Origin of the sequence: Pinisolibacter aquiterrae (assembly GCF_019160155.1) — a bacterium.
In the GTDB taxonomy this organism is placed as follows: domain Bacteria; phylum Pseudomonadota; class Alphaproteobacteria; order Rhizobiales; family Ancalomicrobiaceae; genus Pinisolibacter; species Pinisolibacter aquiterrae.
Genome location: NZ_JAFNIH010000018.1, coordinates 147,082 through 167,981, shown reverse-complemented (window position 1 = coordinate 167,981; position 20,900 = coordinate 147,082). Strand labels below are relative to the sequence as shown.

At 71.6% G+C, this 20,900-nt stretch carries 18 protein-coding genes; all 18 read left to right on the top strand.

Annotation, left to right across the window (positions count from 1 at the left end):
* Positions 1 to 2: 2 nt before the first annotated feature.
* The 18 genes from J3S89_RS03815 to J3S89_RS03730 all read left to right on the top strand — a co-directional run bounded on the left by J3S89_RS03815 (position 3) and on the right by J3S89_RS03730 (position 20,885).
* Positions 3 to 3,911 (top strand): baseplate multidomain protein megatron, encoded by a 3,909-nt coding sequence (locus J3S89_RS03815; protein WP_217926146.1) that lies wholly within the window; start codon positions 3 to 5, stop codon positions 3,909 to 3,911.
* Positions 3,912 to 3,986: 75 nt separating this feature from the next.
* Positions 3,987 to 5,318 (top strand): DUF2793 domain-containing protein, encoded by a 1,332-nt coding sequence (locus J3S89_RS03810; RefSeq protein WP_217926145.1) that lies wholly within the window; start codon positions 3,987 to 3,989, stop codon positions 5,316 to 5,318.
* An 88-nt stretch (positions 5,319 to 5,406) separates the two neighbouring features.
* Positions 5,407 to 5,757 carry a spike base protein, RCAP_Rcc01079 family gene (locus tag J3S89_RS03805; RefSeq protein ID WP_217926144.1) on the top strand — a complete coding sequence of 117 codons (351 nt, stop codon included), beginning with the start codon at positions 5,407 to 5,409 and terminating at the stop codon, positions 5,755 to 5,757.
* A gap of 9 nt (positions 5,758 to 5,766) precedes the next feature.
* Complete coding sequence (locus tag J3S89_RS03800; RefSeq protein ID WP_217926143.1) at positions 5,767 to 7,101, top strand: phage head spike fiber domain-containing protein; 1,335 nt, start codon at positions 5,767 to 5,769, stop codon at positions 7,099 to 7,101.
* Between the two features lie 4 nt (positions 7,102 to 7,105).
* Positions 7,106 to 7,459 (top strand): hypothetical protein, encoded by a 354-nt coding sequence (locus J3S89_RS03795; RefSeq protein WP_217926142.1) that lies wholly within the window; start codon positions 7,106 to 7,108, stop codon positions 7,457 to 7,459.
* Positions 7,460 to 7,506: 47 nt separating this feature from the next.
* A complete protein-coding gene (locus tag J3S89_RS03790) occupies positions 7,507 to 7,695 on the top strand; it encodes a hypothetical protein (RefSeq protein ID WP_217926141.1) in 189 nt (62 codons plus the stop codon).
* 71 nt (positions 7,696 to 7,766) lie between these two features.
* Positions 7,767 to 8,072 (top strand): PepSY domain-containing protein, encoded by a 306-nt coding sequence (locus tag J3S89_RS03785; protein ID WP_217926140.1) that lies wholly within the window; start codon positions 7,767 to 7,769, stop codon positions 8,070 to 8,072.
* 37 nt (positions 8,073 to 8,109) lie between these two features.
* The gene (locus tag J3S89_RS03780; protein ID WP_217926139.1) at positions 8,110 to 8,775 is read left to right on the top strand and encodes a response regulator transcription factor; all 666 of its coding nucleotides are present in this window, start codon (positions 8,110 to 8,112) and stop codon (positions 8,773 to 8,775) included.
* On the top strand, positions 8,772 to 10,145 hold the full coding sequence (locus J3S89_RS03775; protein ID WP_217926138.1) for a sensor histidine kinase: 1,374 nt from the start codon (positions 8,772 to 8,774) through the stop codon (positions 10,143 to 10,145). The genes J3S89_RS03780 and J3S89_RS03775 overlap by 4 nt, the downstream gene beginning before the upstream one ends.
* Before the next feature lie 118 nt (positions 10,146 to 10,263).
* Positions 10,264 to 10,737 carry a hypothetical protein gene (locus tag J3S89_RS03770; RefSeq protein ID WP_217926137.1) on the top strand — a complete coding sequence of 158 codons (474 nt, stop codon included), beginning with the start codon at positions 10,264 to 10,266 and terminating at the stop codon, positions 10,735 to 10,737.
* A 192-nt stretch (positions 10,738 to 10,929) separates the two neighbouring features.
* Positions 10,930 to 12,333 carry a hypothetical protein gene (locus J3S89_RS03765; RefSeq protein ID WP_217926136.1) on the top strand — a complete coding sequence of 468 codons (1,404 nt, stop codon included), beginning with the start codon at positions 10,930 to 10,932 and terminating at the stop codon, positions 12,331 to 12,333.
* Positions 12,334 to 12,508: 175 nt separating this feature from the next.
* On the top strand, positions 12,509 to 13,651 hold the full coding sequence (gene ccmI, locus J3S89_RS03760; RefSeq protein WP_217926135.1) for a c-type cytochrome biogenesis protein CcmI: 1,143 nt from the start codon (positions 12,509 to 12,511) through the stop codon (positions 13,649 to 13,651).
* Between the two features lie 31 nt (positions 13,652 to 13,682).
* Positions 13,683 to 14,141 (top strand): cytochrome c maturation protein CcmE, encoded by a 459-nt coding sequence (gene ccmE / locus J3S89_RS03755; protein WP_217926134.1) that lies wholly within the window; start codon positions 13,683 to 13,685, stop codon positions 14,139 to 14,141.
* Positions 14,142 to 14,203: 62 nt separating this feature from the next.
* Positions 14,204 to 16,189 (top strand): heme lyase CcmF/NrfE family subunit, encoded by a 1,986-nt coding sequence (locus tag J3S89_RS03750; protein WP_217926133.1) that lies wholly within the window; start codon positions 14,204 to 14,206, stop codon positions 16,187 to 16,189.
* 11 nt (positions 16,190 to 16,200) lie between these two features.
* A complete protein-coding gene (locus J3S89_RS03745) occupies positions 16,201 to 16,695 on the top strand; it encodes a cytochrome c-type biogenesis protein (protein WP_217926132.1) in 495 nt (164 codons plus the stop codon).
* 246 nt (positions 16,696 to 16,941) lie between these two features.
* On the top strand, positions 16,942 to 18,501 hold the full coding sequence (locus tag J3S89_RS03740; protein ID WP_230488936.1) for a Do family serine endopeptidase: 1,560 nt from the start codon (positions 16,942 to 16,944) through the stop codon (positions 18,499 to 18,501).
* Between the two features lie 246 nt (positions 18,502 to 18,747).
* The gene (locus J3S89_RS03735) at positions 18,748 to 19,428 is read left to right on the top strand and encodes a response regulator transcription factor (protein WP_217926130.1); all 681 of its coding nucleotides are present in this window, start codon (positions 18,748 to 18,750) and stop codon (positions 19,426 to 19,428) included.
* Positions 19,425 to 20,885, top strand: coding sequence for a sensor histidine kinase (locus J3S89_RS03730; RefSeq protein WP_230488935.1), 1,461 nt, complete (start codon positions 19,425 to 19,427; stop codon positions 20,883 to 20,885). Before J3S89_RS03735 ends, J3S89_RS03730 begins: the two co-directional genes overlap by 4 nt.
* Positions 20,886 to 20,900 lie beyond the last annotated feature (15 nt).

Here is a 20,900-nt window from a genome sequence, read left to right as displayed (position 1 = left end):
CCATGGCCACGCTTCTTCTCGCCGCCGCCGGCAGTGCCCTCGGCGGCGCGCTCGGGTTCGGCGCGGTCGTCGCTCAGGCGATCGGCGGCCTCGCCGGGGCGGTGATCGACCGCGCCCTGTTGCGCTCCGGCAGGTCGGTCGAGGGGCCGCGCCTGTCCGATCTCGACGTCCAGGCCTCGACCGAGGGCGAACCGATCCCGCGCGTCTACGGCCGGGTCCGCCTCGCCGGCCAGGTGATCTGGGCGACCCGTCACGAGGAGGTCGCGAACGAGGAGTCCCGCGGCGGCAAGGGCGGCGTCTCGGTCACGTCCTATCACTACTACGCCAATTTCGCCGTCGGCCTCTGCGAGGGACCGATCCACCGGATCGCCCGGGTCTGGGCCGACGGAACCCTGCTCGACACCGACACGATCACCATGCGGGTCCACCACGGCGGCGAGGATCAGGAGCCCGACGCGCTGATCCTGGCGCGTCAGGGCGACGACGCGCCCGCCTATCGCGGCACCGCCTATGTGGTGTTCGAACGCCTGCCGCTCGACGACTGGGGCAATCGCATCCCCCAGCTCACCTTCGAGGTGATCCGCGTCGCCGATACGCTCGAGGGCAAGATCCGCGCGCTGACCATGATCCCGGGCGCGACCGAATACGGCTATGCGACCACCGCCCTGACCCGGACCGTCGACGGGGCCGCGCTCGCCGAGAACCGCCACGTCACCACCGGCGCCACCGATTTCCTCGCCGCTCTCGACGAGGCGATCGAGCTCTGTCCCGAGCTTCGGCGCATCGCGCTGGTGGTCACCTGGTTCGGCGACGATCTGCGGGCCGGCACCTGCCGGGTGCGCCCGGCGGTCGAGAGCGCCGACAAGGTGATGGGCGGTCTCGCCGATTGGATCTTCGCGCCGCAGACCGGCGCGGTCTGGTCCGTCGCCGGGGTGAGCCGCGCGGAGGCGCGCGTCGTCGCCCGGGTCGACGGCCGCGCCGCCTATGGCGGCACCCCGACCGACGTCTCGATCGTCCAGGCGATCGCCGCGATCCGCGAACGCGGCCTCGCCGTCACGCTCTATCCGTTCCTCGCCATGGACATCGCCGCCGGCAACGGCCTGCCCGACCCCTGGGGCGGCACCGAGCAGGCGGCCTTTCCCTGGCGCGGCCGCATCACCTGCGATCCCGCGCCCGGTCGCCCGGGCACGGTCGATCGCACCGCCGCCGCGCGGACCCAGATCGCCGCGTTCGTCGGCACGGTCCCGGTTTCCGCCTTCGCGGTGTCGGGGACGCAGGTCGTCTGCTCGCGGCCCGACGAATGGTCGTATCGCCGGATGATCCTGCACATGGCCCATCTGGCGGTCGCGGCCGGCGGCGTCGACGCCTTCCTGATCGGCTCGGAACTGGTCGGCCTCGGCCGCCTGCGCGACGCGACCGGCGCCCACCCCTTCGTCGAGGCGCTGGTCGCCCTCGCCGCCGACGTGCGGACGGTTCTCGGTCCCGCGGCGACCCTGACCTACGGCGCCGACTGGAGCGAGTGGTTCGGCCATCACCCCGACGACGGCTCCGGCGACGTGATCTTCCACCTCGATCCCCTGTGGGCGAGCCCGGCGATCGACGTCGTCGGCATCGACGCCTGGTTCCCGCTGACCGATTGGCGACCCGGCCCCCATCTCGACGCCGCGCTCGCCGACCGGCCGACCGATCGCGACCACCTCGACGCCCGCGTCGCCGGGGGCGAGAACTACGACTGGTACTACGCCTCCGACGCCGACCGTCTCGCCCAGATCCGCACGCCGATCGCCGATGCCGCCCATGGCGAGGATTGGGTGTTCCGGCCGAAGGATCTCTTCGGCTGGTGGTCGAACGCCCATCACGACCGCCCCGCCGGGGTGCGCTCGCCGACGCCGACCGCCTGGGTGCCGGGGTCGAAGCCGATCTGGCTGACCGAACTCGGCTGCCCGGCCGTCGATCTCGGCTCCAACGACCCGGCCGCCTTTCCCGACCCGAAGTCGGCGGAGGCGCGCCTGCCCGTGTTCTCCTCCGGCGTGCGCGACGACTTCCTCCAGCGCCGCGTGATCGAGACCGTGCTCGACCATTGGGATCCCGATCGCAACCCCGGAAACAACCCCGTCTCGGCGCTCACCGGCCGGGCGATGGTCGATCCCGACGGGATCCATCTGTGGGCCTGGGACGCGCGGCCGTTTCCCGCCTTCCCGAGCGCCTCCGACGTCTGGGCGGACGCCTCCGCCTGGCACAACGGCCATTGGCTGAGCGGACGCCTGGGCGGCCTCTCGATCGAGGGGCTGATCGCCGCCGTCCTCGCCGACGCCGGCTTCGAGGCGGTCGAATTCCGCGCCGTCGCCGGGTGCGTCGACGGTTTCGTCATCGACCGGCGCATGTCGACCCGCGACGCGCTCGACCCGATCCTCGCCGCCTTCGGCGTCGACGCCCTCGACGTCGGCACGGCGATCCGCTTCGCCGGGCGCGACCGCCGGGTCGACGTCGCCGTCGCCGGGGACGAGCTCGTCGAGACCGCCGACGCGGCGCGCATCGAATGGCGGCGCGGCCAGGAGAGCGAGCTGCCGGGCGAGATCTCGGCGACCTTCTCCGATGCCCTGCTCGACCATCGCCGCACGACGGTCTCGGTCGGACGGCGTCTCGGCTCGAGCCGGCGCGCCTCCGGCGCCGATCTCGCGGTCGTCGCGCCGATCGAGGTGATGTGCGGCGTCGCCGAGGGGTGGCTCGCCGATCTCTGGGCCGGGCGGACGACGGCGAGCTTCCGGCTCGATCCGAGCCGCGTCGACCTCGAGCCCGGCGACGTCGTCACCCTCGACGTCGACGGGCGCGCCGAGCGCGTGGTGATCACCGGCATCGCCGACGGCGACACCCGAGCGGTCGAGGCGCGAACCCTCGATCCCGCCGCCTATCGGCCGATCCGTGGCGGCACCCGTGACCGCGTCGGCCTGCTCGCCACGGTGCGCGGCGCGCCGATCGTCCACGTCCTCGACATCGCCCATGCGGCCGAGGATGCCGACCTCCACCGGCCCTATCTCGCCGCCTGGGCCGCACCCTGGACCGGACCGCTGTCGGTGAGACGCGGCTACGACGCCGCCACCTTCGTCGAGATCGCGACGATCGGCCGCCCGGCGGTGATGGGCGTCACCGCGACCGATCTCGCGCCCGGGCCGGTGGCGATCTGGGATCGCAGGACCGTCCTCGACGTCCGCCTGTGGGGCGGCGCCCTCGCCGGGGCCTCGGAACGTCTCGTCCTCGACGGGGCGAACCGCGCCGCCGTCCGGGCGCCGAGCGGCGAGTGGGAGGTGGTCCAGTTCGTCGAGGCCGAGCTGATCGCCGCCTCGACGTGGAGACTGTCGGGGCTTCTGCGCCGGCAGGGCGGATCGGACGCGGCCGGCGCGGAGATCGTTCCGGCCGGCGCGCCCTTCGTCCTACTCGACGACCGGCTGATCACGCTGCCGGTCGCCCGCGACGATCTCGGCCGCGCCGTCGATCTCCGGATCGGCCCCGCGGCCGAGGCCTATACCGCCGCCAGTTGGATCGCCACCACGGCGACCCCGCTCGGCAACGGACTGAGGCCCTGGAGCCCGGCCCATCTCGCCGTCGCCGTCGATCCCGCCGGCGGCGACGTCACCGTCACCTGGATTCGCCGGTCGCGGGTGGCCGGCGCCGATTCCTGGGCTCTGCTCGAGGTTCCGCTCGGGGCGGCGAGCGAACGGTGGCGGCTGACCCTCGTCCGCGACGGCACCGAGATCCTGACGACCGAGACGACGTCGTCCACCTGGACCTGGCCGCGCGCCGAGCGCGACGCGGCCCTCGGCCCGAGCCCGGTCGACGTCACCGTCTCGGTCGCCCAGATCGACGGGGAATGGGGCGTCGGCACCGCCCGCGCCGCCGTCTTCCGTCTCTGAACCCGTTCCGCTCCCCGTTCCTCGCTCATCGACCGTCCCGCCGCCGTCGGCGGGCGATCCCCGGAGATGTCCGCCATGTCGACGACCCCGCGTCTGGTCCTGCCCGTCATCGAGGCGTCGCAGGCGCAGAAACACGTCACCCACAACGAGGCCCTGGTCCGCCTCGACGGCGCGATCCAGCTCTCGGTCGCCGACCGCGATCTCGCCGCGCCACCGGCCTCCCCGGCGAGCGGCGGACGCTGGCTCGTCGCCGCGGGCGCGAGCGGGGCCTGGAGCGGCGCCGCCGGGGCGATCGCCTGCGAGCGCGACGGGGCCTGGGAGATCCTGACCCCGCGCGCCGGATGGCTGTGCTGGGTCGAGGACGAGAGCCGGATGCTGCTCCACGACGGCAGCGCCTGGGCCGATCTCGCCGAGGCCGCCGGCTGGGTGGAGGCCGCGTCGCTCGCCGATGGATCGCTCGCCCGCCTCGGCGTCGGCACCGCCGCCGATGCGGTCAATCGCTTCGCGGTGAAATCCGACGCCGCGCTCTTCGCCTGCGACGAGACCGGCGGCAGCGGCGACATGCGGCTCGCCGTCGACAAGGCGTTGCCGGCGCGCGACGCGGCCCTGCTGTTCGAGACCGGATGGAGCGGCCGCGCCCTGCTCGGCCTCCTCGGCGACGACGATTTCACCGTCAAGGTGTCGTCCGACGGCAGCGCCTGGACCGAGGCGCTGCGCATCGCCGCGAGCACCGGCCGCATGACCCTGCCGGCCGGCGGCCTCGCCGGCGGCGGGCGCCTCCTCTCCACCCGGCTCTTCACCGCCTCCGGCACGTGGACCCGCCCCTCCGGCGTCCGCTGGGTCCTGATCTGGGCGCTCGGCGGCGGTGGCGGCGGCGGTGGCGCCGCCGGCGTGGCGTCGTCGGGCGCGGCGGGCGGCGGCGGCGGCTCCGGCGGCTTCGGCCTGCGCTTCCTCGACGTGTCGGCGATCGCCTCGCGCGCGGTCACCATCGGCGCGGCCGGCGCCGCGGGCAGCGCGAGCGGCGGCAACGGCGGATCGGGTGGCGCCACCTCCTTCGGCACGGACGTCGTCGTCCAGGGCGGTGGCGGCGGCATCGGCATGCCCGCCGGCACCTGGGCGACGGCGGTGACCGGCGGCCTCGGCGGCACCGCGACCGTTGGCGATCCGACCTTCGCCGGGGAACCCGGTGGCGCCGGTCTGCGCTTCGACGCCGCCAACGTCCTCTCCGGGGCGGGCGGCTCCTCGTTCTTCGGCGGCGGCGCGCGCGGCAACGTCGGCAACGTCGCCGGTGCGGCCGGATCGGCGCGCGGCGCCGGCGGGTCGGGGGCCGCCGTCGCCTCCTCGGCGACCGGGCTCGCCGGCGGCGCCGGCGCCGCCGGACTGCTCTGGCTCTGGGAATTCGAATGAGCGCGCCCGCGCCTCGTCCATCCGCCCGCGATCACCCGACCCGCGTGACCCCGCGAGGTCTCGTCTCAATCTCTCGAAAGGACGTCCCATGACCTATCACATCGAGGCCGATCGCTTCGGCGCCGCCGCCTCCACCCGCCAGTCGCCGGCCGTCGAGGCGGTGGCGCTGACCTCCGCCATGGTGTCCGACACGGCCGATCTCGCCACCTACGCCAAGGCGTTGCGGGTGTGGAACGGCGGCAGCTCGGCGATCACCCTCCTGGTGACGCCGCTCGGCGCCTCCAGCGATCTCGCCGCCGCCGCGGTGCCGATCACCGTGCCCTCCGGTCAGGCCGGCTACGAGGCGATCTCGGTGCGGCGGATCTGGGCGACCGGCTCGACCGGCCTCCTCGCCGGTCTGACGGCGGCCTCCGTCGAAGTCCTTCTCCTGACCGTGTGAGGTGCCCCCATGCTCGGTCTCGCGCTCGGTGTCGGCGTGTCGTCGTTGCGGCGCGGCGGCACGCCCTGGTCGGTCTCGCCCGACCGTCTGCTCGACGGCACCGCCCCGGTCGTTCTCCTCGACATGCCCCGCAACGTCTTTCGTGTCGCCACCGGAGCGGTCGCGATCGCCGATCTCCTCGGTATTTCCACCGGCTCCAAACGGGTGATCGGCCCGACCGGGTCCCTCGTCACGGTCGCCGCGAACCAGCCGGCCTTCGACTGGTCGACCGGCCGGCGCCGCCTGCTGGTCGAAGCCAAGTCGGCGACCAAATACGGCCCCTATTCGGAGGCGATCGCCGCCAATTGGACGCTCGGTGGCGCGCTGGCCGGCGGTACGGCGCTCGGTGCCGACGGCACCGCCGGCCTCTCGGAGCTGATCGAGGACACCTCGACCGGCGTCCACCGGGCCTATGTCAGCTCCTCCTACTATCCGACGGCCGCTGCCGCCGGTGACGCCTTCGCCATGCAGGTCGACGTGAAGGCCGGCGCCGGCAGCCGCAACGTCGCCGTCTACGTGACCGGCGCCGCCTTCTCGACGACGCAGACGCTCGTCGTCAATCCGGCGACCGGCGCCGTCGTCTCCCAGTCGTCGGGGATGTCGCGCGTCTCGGTGACGGCGCGTCCGGGCGGGATCTGGCACGTCGAGGCGACCACGACGGCGACCGCGGCCGGCGCGACCCAGTTCATCGTCTATCTGATGTCGAGCAACGCGTCCTCCTATACCGGCGACGGTGCCTCCTCGGTTCACGTCGGCTATTTCAACGTCGAGAAGGTCGCCTCCGCGACCTCGCCGCCGTCCTCCTACGTGTCGATCCCGGCGACCGCCGCCGTGACCCGCATCGCCGACGACCTCCGCTTCACCGCGACGGCCCTCGCGGTGCCGAACGGGGCGGCGTCCACCCTGTGCCTGCGCGGACAGCTCGACGCGGCGCCCGTCGGCATCCAGTTCCTGGTCGGTGACGTCAACGCCCGGCGCCTCCTCTACACCAACAACTCCGACACCCAGATCGGCACCTATTACGGCGACGCGATCGGTTCGGCGACCGCCGCGACCGGCACCTTGTCCGGCGGCTTCGGGGTGGTCGTCGCCCGCGTCCTCGGCGGGGCGAGTAAGCTCTGCCTCAACGGCGGCACCGTCGGCAATCTGACCACGGACCCGGCCGAGACCTTCGCCACCGCCCGGCTCTTCGCCTCGGACACGGGTGGCGCCGCCTGCAACGGCTGGATCGACGACCTCGTGATCTGGCCGCTGGTCGGATCCGACGGCGCCCTCCAGGCACAGGCCCACGTCTACGGAGCGTGACCCCATGACCGCCACCACGATCTATCTCCGCTTCGAGGACGAGGCCGAGGCCCTCGCCGCCCTCGCGCCCTTCGGCCTCACCCTCGACGATCCCGAGACCGGCGAGACGCAATTCGCCCCGACCGCCCGGCCCGACGGCATCCGCGTCGATCTCGCTCTGGTCGGCGGCGACGGCGTCCATCGCCGCCAGATCGGGACGACCACCGTCGAGGACCCCGACCTCGGCCCGATCGAGGAGGCGGTGATGGAAGTCGTCCCCGGCTTCCACGTCGATCTCCTGTGGTCGGACGGCACCCCGCCCGACTTCGACACCGCGCGGATCGAACCGCAGACCCCCAGCCGGGTCTTCGCCACCTGACCCCGCCTTCCGCGGAGACCCCCACCGCTCATCGAAAGGACAGTCCCATGAAGGGCTTTCGCACCATCGCGCTCAATCTGGCCGCCGCCGTCGTCGGCGTCCTGATGTCGACCGACTGGCTGAGCATCGCCGATCCCCAGACCGCCGGTCTGATCGTCGGCGGCCTCGGCCTGTCGAACACCGTGCTGCGGTTCTTCACCGACGGCCCGGTCGGCGCGCCGCGCTCCGGCGGCTGAGGGCGCGGGCCGACCCGTTCGGGCCCCGCCCGTTCATGATGGGTTCAGAGCGCCGCGTCGACAATGGCTCCATGTCCATCCGTCTCGCGGCGCTCCTCCTCCTCACGACCCTGTCCGGCGCCGGCGCCGGAGAGCTCGGGGTCACGGATCACGCCTGCCTCGCCCCGGCCGCCGTCGATCGCGCCCTGCGCGAGGGGCGGGCGGTGCGCCTCGCCGAAATCGCGCGCCGGTTCGAAGGCGAGATCGTCCGCGCCGAACTCTGCGGCGGCGACGACGGAATTCTGGTCTATCGGGTGACGCTGCTCGATTCGCGCGGCAGCGTCCGGCGGATCCTGCTCGATGCGCGCGACGGTCGCGTGGTGTACGATGGGCGCTGACGAACGACCGGGCCGAACCGCGAGAGGGACATCGGACGTGCGACTGCTGATCGTGGAAGACGACATCAATCTCAATCGACAACTCGCCGAGGCCTTCCGTGAGGCCGAATACGCCGTCGACACCGCCTTCGACGGAACCGAGGGACATTTTCTCGGCGACACCGAACCCTATGACGTCGTCGTCCTCGACATCGGCCTGCCCGAGATGGACGGCATCACCGTGCTCGAGAGATGGCGCCGCGCCGGCCGCAAGATGCCGGTGCTGCTGCTCACCGCGCGCGATCGCTGGTCCGACAAGGTCGCGGGGATCGACGCGGGCGCCGATGACTATGTCGCCAAGCCCTTCCACATGGAGGAGATCCTGGCGCGCGTCCGGGCCCTGGTGCGCCGCGCCGCCGGTCGCGCCAGCAACGAGATGACGGTCGGCGACGTCGTCCTCGACACCCGCTCCGGGCGCGTCACCATCGCCGGCGCGCCGGTCAAACTGACCTCCCACGAATATCGCCTGCTCGCCTATCTGATGCTGCATCAGGGCCGGGTGGTGTCGCGAACCGAACTCGTCGAGCACCTCTACGATCAGGATTTCGATCGGGATTCCAATACGATCGAGGTCTTCGTCGGGCGCCTGCGCAAGAAGCTCGGCGATCGGGTCATCGAAACCGTGCGCGGGCTCGGCTACACCGTGAGCACCGACGGGACATGACCGGCCAGTCGCTCGCACGTCGCTTCTTCCTGCTGGCGGCGCTGTGGAGCACGCTGTCCCTGGTGGTCGCGGGTTTCGTCCTCATCGCCGTCTATCGCGACTTCGTCGAACGCTCCTTCGACGACCGCCTCACCGTCCACATGAAGACCCTGGTCGGCGCGCTCGCCGCGCAGGCCGACGCCGGCGGCAGTTTCCGCGTCCCCGACGATCTCGGCGAGGCGCGGTTCGAGCTGCCGCTGTCGGGCTGGTATTGGGTGGTGCGCCGGGTCGGCGACGAACGCGTCGTCGTCGCCTCGCCCTCGCTGATCGGCGAGATCCTGCGTCTGCCCAGCGACGAGGGCGTCCCGGTGTCGCGCGGACGGGTCGCCTCCGCCTATGTGGCGGGTCCCGACCAGAAGCGGCTGCGCGTGCTCGAACGCACCGTCGACTTCGACGGCGCCTCCGAATTCCGCCTCGCGGTCGCCGGCAACACCGGCGAACTCGAGGCCGACGTCGCCGGCTTCCGCTGGCGCGCGATCGCGGTTCTGGCCCTGGTCGGTCTCGGCTCGGTCGCGTCGGCGCTGTTCCAGGTGCGTCTCGCCCTGGCGCCGCTCGAGAGAATGCGCCGGGCGCTGGCGCGTATCCGCTCCGGCGACGCCGACCGCTTCGACGACGACATGCCGACCGAGATCGCCCCGCTCGCCCACGAACTCGATGCGCTCATCGAGACGAATCGCGAGGCGATGGAGCGCGCGCGCACCCATGTCGGCAATCTCGCCCACGCGTTGAAGACGCCGCTCTCCGTGCTCGTCAACGAGGCGCGCAGTTCCGATCAGTCGCTCGCCCGCCACGTGATCGAGCAGACCGACCTGATGCGCGAGCACGTCCAGCACCATCTCGACCGTGCCCGGATCGCCGCCCAACGCCGCGTCATCGGCGTGGTCACCGACCTCGATCCGGTGATCGAGCGCCTCGTCCGGGCGATGCGCCGCATCCACGCCGACAAGGGCGTCGCGATCGAGACGCGGATCGCCCCGGGCCTGCGCTTCCGCGGCGAACGGGAGGACCTGGAGGAGGCCCTCGGCAATCTCGTCGACAACGCCTGCAAATGGTGCGCGAGCCGGGTGGTGGTGACGGCGGAGCCGGAGACCGGCGCCGACGGCGCGCCGCACCGTCTGATCCTCACCGTCGAGGACGACGGGCCGGGTCTCGACCCGGATTCGCGCCCCGAGGCGCTGAAGCGCGGCCGCCGCCTCGACGAGACCGTTCCCGGCTCGGGCCTCGGCCTGTCGATCGTCGACGAGACCGCCCGTCTCTACGGCGGCGCCTTCGAACTGGACGCCTCCTCGCTCGGCGGCCTCTGTTGCCGGCTGCATCTGCCGGCACTGTGATTTCGCGTGTTCGCGCGACCCATTTCGGCCATGATGCCATGGACAAAGAGGGCCGGATCGGCGAAGCGACGTCCCCCGGAACGGGCTCGGCGGACACGGACGAACACGGAAGGCGGCGATGAACATCGGCATGATCGGCGCGGTCGGCATCCTCTGCGCCCTGCTCGGCGGATGCGTGGAGACCTCGTCGGGATCGAACCTCGACGGGATGACCACGAAACTGACCGGAGGTCTCATCGGTTCGCCCCCCAAGAGCCGCCCGGCCGGCACCGAGACGGTCTCCGCCGGCGCCATGGCGCTCCACGCCGGCTGGGTCGCCGGCGACATCGCGCGCCAGCTCGACGACACCGATCGCCGTCTCGCCGCCGAGGCCGACTACATCGCCCTCGAATCGGGCGCCGCCGGCGTCACCCGCGAATGGCACAACGCCGCGACCTCGCATCGCGGTCAGGTCACCCCGGGGCCTGCCTACGCGGTCAATCAGTACACCTGCCGCGACTTCGTCGACGTCGTCACCATCGACGGACGCAAGGAGACCCGGCGGTCGACGGCCTGCCGCCAGCCCGACGGCAGCTGGCATCCGATTTCCTGAGACGATGCCCCCGCGCCACTCATCAATTCTTAAAAAATAAGGCCGATCCTTCGAGCGCCGATCCTCGTGCGCGTTTTCGGATCCTCGTTCGTCGAGCGTCTCGCAATCCGCCGGAGCGGTTCGACGACATTGGGAGGAGGCTGCTCGCGCCGAGGCGACGAGCGGCCCCGAAAGACCGACGGAGAGCGCGCGATGCCCGAACCGGGGCTCCTCACGTCCAAGGTTCGCACCTACATGGAATCGCTCTCGCCGGCGGCGAGGGCGATGCTGGTCCGTTCGTTGCGGGCCGCCGGCCATGCCGACCTCCCGAGCGAGATCATCCTCAAGGCGGTCGAGGGCCTCGAACTGGCAGAGGAGGCCGAACGCCACGTGGCGGCCGGTGCCGAGCCCTGGTCGAGCCGGCTGGAACGCGCCTTCTTCGCCCCGGTCGAACCCTTCTTCGTCGACGAGACGCCCGCCGCCCCCGCGCTCGGCCGCATCCCGCGCCGGCGCCTCTCCGACATCTGGAACTGGATCCGCCGCGATCTCGCCAGCGCCGCCTGGGAGCGCGCGCTCGCCGCCGATCCGCTCGACGCCACCGCCGACGCCGCCCCGATCGCCCGCAAGCTGCGTCGCGAGGTCGCCGCGGTCATGGTCGAGCTGCTGCGCGAGGTCGGCGCCGATCCCAAGGCGCGCCAGAAGCTCGCCGGCCATCTCGGCGGTGAACCGGCCTTCCGGGCCATGTCGGACATCGCCTACGTCCTCCAGAACGAAGCCGCCTTCGCCAATCTCCTCGGCCAGTTGCCGCACAACATCACCGCCTTCGACGTGGCTGAACCCTCGCGGCTGACCGAAGTGGTGCGCACCTCGCTCGATCAGGGACTGCTCGGCGCCGACTGGATCGCGGTCGCGGTCTCGACCCGCGCCGCCAATCCGGCCGTCCTCGCCCATCTCGCCTGCCGGCTGGCCGCCACCTCCGATCCCCGCCTGATCGCCACCAGCCGCTACGCGCCCCTGGTCGACGCGGTCATCGCCCGAATCGAGCTGCATGCCGCCCAGGCCGCCGCGCGCGGCAACGACGCCGCCTCGCGCGAGGGGTTCCTCGCCGATCTGCGCGCCTATCACGAGCTGACCCGCAATTTCGAGCTGACCCTGCCGGTCGAGAGCGTCTCGTCCTGGTTCCGTCGCCTCGGCGCGGCGCGCGGTGCGATGTCGCAGACCGTGTCCAAACAACTCGAGGCGGCGCCCGGTCTGGTGCGCCGTTGCCTGCGCATCGAGAGCCACGACGGCTGGTCGGGGCGCTTCGACGAGGCGGGCTTCGCCGATGCCGAATTCGCCGTCCGCGTGACCCTCGAGGCGCGCCTCGCGGTCGACAGTCTCGCCGTCAACGAACTCGCCGTCCGCGCCCGCAAGCAGGTCGAGAACACCCTGGAATTGATCGTCAATCGGCTCATGAACGAACTGAAGACGCCTGCCGTCCACGATCGTTCGGTGCTGGTCGAGGCGGTCGACGGCGCGATCCGTCTGAGCGCCCTGGTGTTCGGCGAGGACTACGCGGCGGTGCTGCGCAAGAGCCGCGATCTGGGCGTCGCCAAGCCCGCCCGCGCCGCCGGTTGATCCGTCGAAATCCGCATCTTGACCGTGGTCAACATCTCGTGTGGTCGACCACGATAGATCCTTGTCCCATTGCCGTCGTCGGCCACCGAGGGTATCTGACCCTCGAGCGACCCTTCGCCGCCCATGGTTCGGCCGGCGGGACGAACGAGCGGAACGAGGAGCGGTTGTCGGCGTGATGTTCATCTGGGCCCTGTTCGCCGGCTTGACCGCCGTCGCCGTCGTGATCGTTCTCGCCCCGCTGGTGCGCGGCCGCCGCGGTGCCGCCGCGACCGAGGACGGCGATCTCGCCGTCTACCGGGATCAACTCTCCGAACTCGATCGCGATCGCGAGGCCGGGCTGGTGCCCGAGGCCGAGGCGGAAGCCGCGCGCGCCGAGATCTCCCGCCGCCTGCTGCGCGCCGCGCGCCGTGGCGAGCCGGGCGAGGCCGCCGCCGGCTCGAACCGTCTCGCCCGTGTCGTCGCCGTCCTCGCGGTGGTGGTGATCCCCGTGTTCTCGGTCGGCGGTTATCTGATGATCGGCCGTCCCGATCTGCCCGACGCCCCGCTCGCCCGGCGTCTCGCCGGCGCCGAGGGCCAGTCGATCGAGGCGCTGGTCGCCCGTGTCGAGGCGCATCTCGCCGCCAATCCCGAGGACGCCCGGGGCTGGGAGGTGGTCGCGCCGGTCTACATGAGGCTCGGCCGTATGGACGACGCCGCCAAGGCGTGGACCACGGCGATCCGCATCGCCGGCCCGTCCGAGCGCCGCAACATCGGCCTCGGCGAGGCGTTGGTGGCGGCCGGCGACGGCGCCATCGGCCCGGAGGCTCAGGCCGCCTTCCGCGGCGCGCTCGCCGCCGAGCCGAAGGCGGTCCTGCCGCGCATGTATCTCGCCGCCGCCCTGTCGCAGGAAGGCAAGAAGGACGAGGCGGTCGCCGCCTGGAAGGCGCTGGTCGCCTCCGGCACCGACGCCGATCCGTGGATGGGCGTCGCCCGCGAGGAACTGGCCAAGGCCGAGGCGGTCGCCGCCGGCAAGGCCGTCACCCCGCTCGCCACGCCCGAGGCCGCGACCCCGCCGGGTCCGACCGCCGCGGAAGTGCAGGCCGCCGGCCAGATGTCGGCCGCCGACCGCTCCAAGATGATCGGCGACATGGTCGCCCGTCTCGACGAGCGCCTGAAGAGCTCCGGCGGCACCATCGAGGAATGGGAGCGTCTGGTCCGCGCCTATCGCGTGATGGGCCGGACGGCGGAGGCCGACGACGCGATCGCCCGGGCACGGACGGCGCTCGCCGCCGACCCCGCCGCGACCGCGCGTCTCGATGCGCTCGCCGCGCAGAAATGAGATCGTCGGACATCGTGAGGAGAGACCGAGGATGACCCGTAAACAGAAGCGACTGACGCTGATCGGTCTGGCCGGCCTGGTGCTCGCCACCGCCGTCGCGCTGGTGCTCTTCGCGCTCGACGACAAGATCACCTTCTTCACCTCGCCCTCGGATCTCGCTCAGGGTACGGTGAAGCCGGGCATGCGCCTGCGGCTCGGCGGACTGGTCGAGGAAGGCTCGGTGAAGCGCGAGAACGCCACCGTCCACTTCCGCGTCACCGACGGCGCCAATGCGGTCGCGGTGACCTACACCGGCATCCTGCCCGATCTCTTCCGGGAAGGGCAGGGCACCGTCGCCGAGGGCAAGGTCGGCACCGACGGCGTCTTCGTCGCCGACAGCGTGCTCGCCAAGCACGACGAGAAATACATGCCCAAGGAAGTCGCCGACGCGCTCAAGCAGAGCGGCCATTGGCAGGAAGAGGCTGCCAAGGCCACGCCGAAGACCAACTGAGGCGACCGTCCGGCCGAGGGGGCGAGGGGCCCTTCCCGGCCGGGGTCGATGGGAGAGACGGAATGATCGTCGAAGTCGGACATTACGCGCTGGTTCTGGCGCTGGCGCTCGCTCTCGTCCAGTCGGTGCTGCCGATCTGGGGCGTGAAGGCGGCCGACGCGCGGCTGATGGCGGTGGCGCGCCCCGTCGCCTGGGGTCAGTTCGGCTTCGTCGCGATCTCCTTCGCAGCCCTCACCTGGGCCCACGTCGCCTCCGACTTCTCGGTCGCCAACGTCTTCGAGAACTCCCATTCGCAGAAGCCGATGATCTACAAGATCTCCGGCGTCTGGGGGAATCACGAGGGCTCGATGCTCCTGTGGGTGTCGATCCTGGCGCTGTTCGGCGCGATGGTGGCGTGGTTCGGGCGCAATCTGCCGAAGACGCTGCTCGCCGCCGTGCTCGGCGTCCAGGCCTGGGTGGCGGTCGCCTTCTATCTCTTCGTGCTGCTCACCTCGAATCCCTTCGCCCGCATCCTGCGCGCGCCGATGGAGGGCCGCGACCTCAACCCGATCCTCCAGGATCCCGGCCTCGCCATCCACCCGCCGCTGCTCTATCTCGGCTATGTAGGCTTTTCGATCGCCTTCTCCTTCGCGGTCGCCGCCCTGATCGAGGGCCGCATCGACGCCGCCTGGGCGCGCTGGGTGCGTCCATGGACGCTCGCCGCCTGGGTGTTCCTGACGCTCGGCATCGCCATGGGCTCCTACTGGGCCTATTACGAACTCGGCTGGGGCGGCTGGTGGTTCTGGGATCCGGTCGAGAACGCCTCGCTGATGCCCTGGCTCGCCGGCACCGCGCTGCTGCATTCCTCGATCGTCATGGAGAAGCGCGACGCGCTCAAGGTCTGGACCATCCTTCTGGCGATCCTGACCTTCTCGTTGTCGCTGCTCGGCACCTTTCTGGTCCGCTCGGGCGTGCTCACCTCGGTCCATGCCTTCGCCACCGACCCGGCCCGCGGCGTCTTCATCCTCGGCATTCTCGTGCTGTTCGTCGGCGGCTCGCTCACCCTCTTCGCGGCGCGCGCGGGAGCCCTGACCAAGGGCGGCCTCTTCGCCCCGATCAGCCGCGAGGGCGCGCTGGTCTTCAACAATCTGTTCCTGACCGCCGCCTGCGCCGCCGTCTTCATCGGCACGCTCTATCCGCTGCTGCTCGAGGCGACCACCGGCGGCAAGATCTCGGTCGGCGCGCCCTTCTTCGAGATGACCTTCGGCCCCCTGATGGTGCCGCTCCTCCTGGTGATGCCGATCGGCCCCTTCCTCGCCTGGAAGCGCGGCGATCTCCTGGCGGTGGCGCAGCGCCTCGCCGTGGTCTTCGTCGTGGCGATCCTCGGCACGATCGCGACCTGGTGGGCGACGCGCGGCGGGCCGATCCTGGCGCCCTTCGGCATCGGCCTCGGGCTGTGGCTGTCGCTCGGCGCGCTCGCCGAGATCGCCTTCCGCATCAAGCTCTTCTCCGAGCCCTCGGTCGCCTTCCGGCGCGCCGTCGGCCTGCCGCGCTCCGCCTGGGGCGCCATGCTCGGCCATCTCGGCGTCGGCCTGCTGATCTTCGGCGTGGTCGCCGAGGGCGCCTGGAAGGTCGAGCACGTCCTGGTGATGAAGCCGGGCGAGACCGTCCAGGTCGCGCGCTTCGACCTGACGCTGACCGAGGAGAAGACGATCGTCGGTCCCAACTACGACGCCACCGTCGCCCATTTCGTGGTGCGCGAGAAGGGCCGCGAGGTGGCGGTGCTGGAGCCGGCCAAGCGCAACTACCGCACCCGCAAGATGCCCACCACCGAGACCGCGATCGCCACCTTCGACGGCTTCTCCCAGCTCTATCTGGCGATGGGCGAGAGCCAGGGCGGCGGCGTCGCCATGCGCATCTATTGGAAGCCGATGGTGCTCCTTATCTGGCTCGGCTGTCTGGTGATGGCGATCGGCGGCGCCGTCTCGCTCACCGATCGCCGCCTGCGCATCGGCGCGCCCAAGCCGAGCCGCGTCGCCTCCGCCGCCCTGCCGGCCGCGGCCGAGTGAGGAGAGATCCGATGCGTGCCACCCTCGCTCGCCGTCCCCTCCTCGCCGCCGCGCTGCTCGGCTGGGCGCTCGCCGTCCAGCCGCTGGCGACCGGCGTCGCGGTCGCGGTGCAGCCCGACGAGATGCTGAAGGACCCCGCGCTCGAGGCGCGCGCCCGGGCGATCTCGTCCGAGCTGCGCTGCCTCGTCTGTCAGAATCAGTCGATCGACGACAGCGACGCGCCGCTCGCCAAGGATCTGCGCATCCTGGTGCGCGAGCGCCTCACCGCCGGCGACGACGACGCGGCGGTCAAGAACTGGCTGGTCGCGCGCTACGGCGAATTCGTGCTCCTGCGTCCGCGCTTCGAGATGCGCACGGCGATCCTCTGGCTCGCCCCCTTCGCGGTGCTGCTCTTGGGCGGCGTCGCGGCGTGGCGCACCCTGCGCCGCAAGGGGGCGCGCGCCTCGGTCGAGGCCCCGCTCACCGAGGCGGAAAAGGCGCGGCTGGCCGATCTGCTCGACCGCTGACGGCGCCGCCGCGCGACGGCTTCCCCTCCGGACGAGCCGCGCCTCCGCCCGGTGCTCGCGACGCCGGACGGCGGCGGGCGCTCGATGCCGCGCGCGCCGTCCGGTGGCGGATCCCGGGCGCATTACGGATGTTTAATCCGTTCGACAGGGCGCCGTAAGGCGACGAGCCCCATCTTCTCGAGCGTCGACGGCACCCCCCGGGCCGTCTCGAAAATACGCTTCGAACCCGATGGGCCTCATTCGATGATGAACCGCGAACCGAACATCCCCACCCACGCCCGCTCCCTGCGTCGCAAGACCTGGCTGGCCGGCGGCGCCTCGCTCGCCCTGGTCGGCGTCCTCGCCGGCGTGCAGCTGCTCGGTCAGACCCCGCCGGTCCGTGCCGAAGCCCCGGCGGTCTCGCCGCTTCTCCAGAACTTCTCCTTCGCTCCGGTGGTCGATCGCGTCCGCCCGGCCGTCGTCTCGATCCGCGTCAAGGGCGAGGCCCCCGGCGCGCGCGAATCCTTCGCCCAGAGCTTCCCCGATCTGCCGGAAGGCGGTCCGCTCGACCGCTGGTTCCGCGAATGGGGCGGCCCCGGCCGCGGCATGGGTCCGGGACCCGGCATGGGCCAGGGCCCGCGCAAGGGTTGGCGCCACGGCCCCGGCGCCGGTCAGGTGATCGCGCAAGGCTCGGGCTTCATCATCGCGCCCGAAGGCAAGGTGGTGACCAACTTCCACGTCGTGAAGGACGCCACCGCCGTGTCGGTGGTGACCGAGGACGGCACCGAATACGACGCCAAGGTGGTCGGCTCCGACGAGAAGACCGACGTCGCGCTCTTGCAGATCGAGGGCACCAAGAAGGACTTCCCGACCGTCCCCTTCGCCACCGGCGACGTGCGCCCCGGCGACTGGGTGCTGGCGGTCGGCAATCCCTTCGGCCTCGGCGGCTCGGTGACGGCCGGCATCGTCTCGGCGCGTGGCCGCGAGATCGGCGCCGGTCCCTACGACGACTTCCTCCAGATCGACGCCCCGATCAATCGCGGCAACTCCGGCGGCCCGACCTTCGACCTCCAGGGCAACGTCGTCGGCATGAACACCGCCATCTATTCGCCCTCCGGCGGTTCGGTCGGCATCGGCTTCGCGATCCCCGCCGCCACCGTGCAGAAGGTCATCGCCCAGCTCGAGCGGGGCGGCGAGGTGGTGCGCGGCTGGCTCGGCGTCGCCATTCAGCCGATCGGCCGCGACATGGCCGACAGCCTCGGCCTCAAGGAGGCGCGCGGCGCCCTGGTCGCCCAGACCCAGCCCGACACGCCCGCCGCCAAGGCCGGCCTGAAGCCCGGCGACGCGATCCTCGCCGTCGACGGCCGTCCGGTGAAGAACTCGCGCGATCTCGCCCGTCTCGTCGCCGCCTATGAACCCGGCGCCAAGGTCATGCTGACCGTGGTTCGCGACGCCAAGGAGCGCGCGATCGAGGTCGAACTCGGCCGTATGCCCAAGGACGTCAAGGTCGCCTCGACGCTGCCGGACGACGGCGCCTCCTCGACCTCGCTCTCCGATCTCGGCCTCGCCATGTCGCCGGCTTCCGAAGTCGGCATCCAGGGCGGCGGTGTCGCCGTGGTCGACGTCGACCCCTCCGGCGTCGCCGCTCAGCGCGGCATCAAGCCGGGCGACGTGGTGCTCGAGGTCCAGGGCAAGACGGTCGCGACCGTCGCCGACGTCACCGAGGCGATCCGCGTCGCCAAGACGTCGGGCCGCAAGGCGGTGCTCCTGCGCCTGAAGTCCCAGGACGGCATCCGCTTCGTGCCCCTGCCGCTCGTCGCCTCCTGAGGATCCGGTTCCCTCCGCCGGGGATCAAAATCCCCCCCTTGCCCCGTTCCCCGGGCGGAGGTTCGGTCGGCGGTGGAGCTCGAGGCTCCGCCGTCGACCGCTTTTCGCTCGATACCATCGGGCGTCGAAAACGGCCGACGGCATTCCCGACGCGAATTTTTCATGCCTCTGACGCAGATGAGAAATTCGCGTGCCCTCAGAGACCGGGCGCGTCGGCGCCTCCGGTCTTTGGTGTAAGGTGCTCTCATGCGAATCCTCATCGTCGAAGACGACCGCGAAGCCGCGACCTATCTGGTGAAGGCCCTCAAGGAGGCCGGTCACTCCGTCGAACACGCCGCCGACGGCGACGACGGCGCGCATGCGGTCGAGACCGGCAGTTTCGACGTTGTGGTGATGGACCGCATGCTGCCGCGCCGCGATGGCCTCTCGATCGTCCAGGAGATGCGCGGACGCGGCGATCAGACCCCGGTTCTGGTGCTCTCCGCCCTCGGTCAGGTCGACGACCGCGTCGACGGGCTCAAGGCCGGCGGCGACGACTATCTCGCCAAGCCCTATGCCATCACCGAGCTTCTCGCCCGCGTCGAGGCGCTCGCCCGCCGCCATCGCCCCGGCGACGTGGAGACCAGCTACCGCGTCGGCGATCTCGTCCTCGACCGCCTCTCCCACACAGTGACCCGCGCCGGTGAGGAGATCGTGCTCCAGCCGCGCGAATTCCGCCTGCTCGAATATCTGATGAAGAACGCCGGACAGGTGGTGACCCGCACCATGCTGCTCGAGAACGTCTGGGATTATCACTTCGATCCCCAGACCAACGTCATCGACGTCCACATGTCGCGCCTGCGCTCCAAGATCGACAAGGGTCAGGACAAGCCCCTGCTGCACACGGTGCGCGGCGCCGGTTACATGGTGCGCGAGGCGGCGAAGTGACCACGCCGGCGCCGTCGGCGGCCCGTCCCGCCCCCCGTTCGCTCGGCCGGCGTCTGGCCGAGGCGGGTGCCGCGTTGCGCCGCCTCTCCCGCACCACGGCGGTTCGACTGTCTCTGCTCTATCTGGTGGTCTTCACCGCCTTCTCGCTGTTTCTGGTGATCGTCGTCACCCACGACGCCACCCGCATCATGACCCGCCAGATCCACGAGGCGATCGACGCCGACGTCGAGGCGCTCCAGGATCAGTACCGGCGCGGCGGCCTCGTCCGTCTCGTCTACGCGCTCGAGGACCGCAGTCGTCGCCCCGACGCCGGCCTCTTCTACGTGGTCGACGTCGCCGGCAATCCGATCGCCGGCAACGTCGCCGAGCTGCCCCCCGGCGCGCTGGCGACCGACGACACCGCCCCCCGCTCGCTCGATTACATGCGCTTCGACGGCGGCAAGGAGATCCACCACGTCGCGCTGGTGCGCGCCTTCGCCCTCGACAACGGGTTCCGTGTCCTGGTCGGCCGCGACATCGGCGAGCGCGAGCGGGTGCGCGCGGTCTTCCGCAACGCCTTTCGCTACGTCGCCGTGCTGATGGTGGTGATCGCCGGCCTCACCTGGTGGTTCCTGTCGCGCCGGGTGCTGCGGCGCATCGATCAGGTCTCCGCCGCCTCCCGCCGCATCGTCGACGGCGATCTCTCCGGGCGCCTGCCGGTGAGCGGGTCGGGCGACGAATTCGACCGTCTCGCGGTCGGGCTCAACGACATGTTGGAGCGGATCGGCGAATTGATGGGCGGGGTCAAGGGCGTCTCCGACGCCATCGCCCATGATCTCAAGACGCCGCTGACCCGCCTGCGCAACCGCGCCGAACTGGCGCTGGCGGCCTCCGACGACGACGACGAGACCCGCCGCGCCGCGCTGGAGGCGACGCTCGAGGAATCGAACGCGCTGATCCGCACCTTCGACGCGCTCCTGATGATCTCTCGGGTCGAGGCCGGCCGTGCCTTCACCGCCGCCGACCCGGTCGACGTCCGCGAGATCGCCGGCGAGGTCGCCGAGCTCTACGAGCCGGTCGCCGAGGACGAGGGCGGTGCCTTCACCCTGGTCGCCGACGGCCCCGTTCCGGTCAGCGGCAATCGCGAGCTGATCGCCCAGGCCCTCACCAATCTCGTCGACAACGCGCTGAAACACGGCCGCCGGGACGATCACGCCCCGCACGTCACCCTGACGGTGGCGCGCGCCGGCGGGCGGGCGCTGCTCTCGGTCGCCGACGACGGCCCCGGCGTCGATCCCGCCGACCGCCAGCGCATCTTCGAGCGCTTCGCCCGTCTCGAGGCGAGCCGCTCGACCCCCGGATCCGGCCTCGGCCTCGCCCTCGTCGCCGCCGTGATGCGGCTGCACAAGGGCGAGATCACGGTCGAGGATGCCGCGCCGGGCCTGCGGATCGTTCTGAGTCTTCCCGTCGCCGAATGAGATCGGAAACCACGC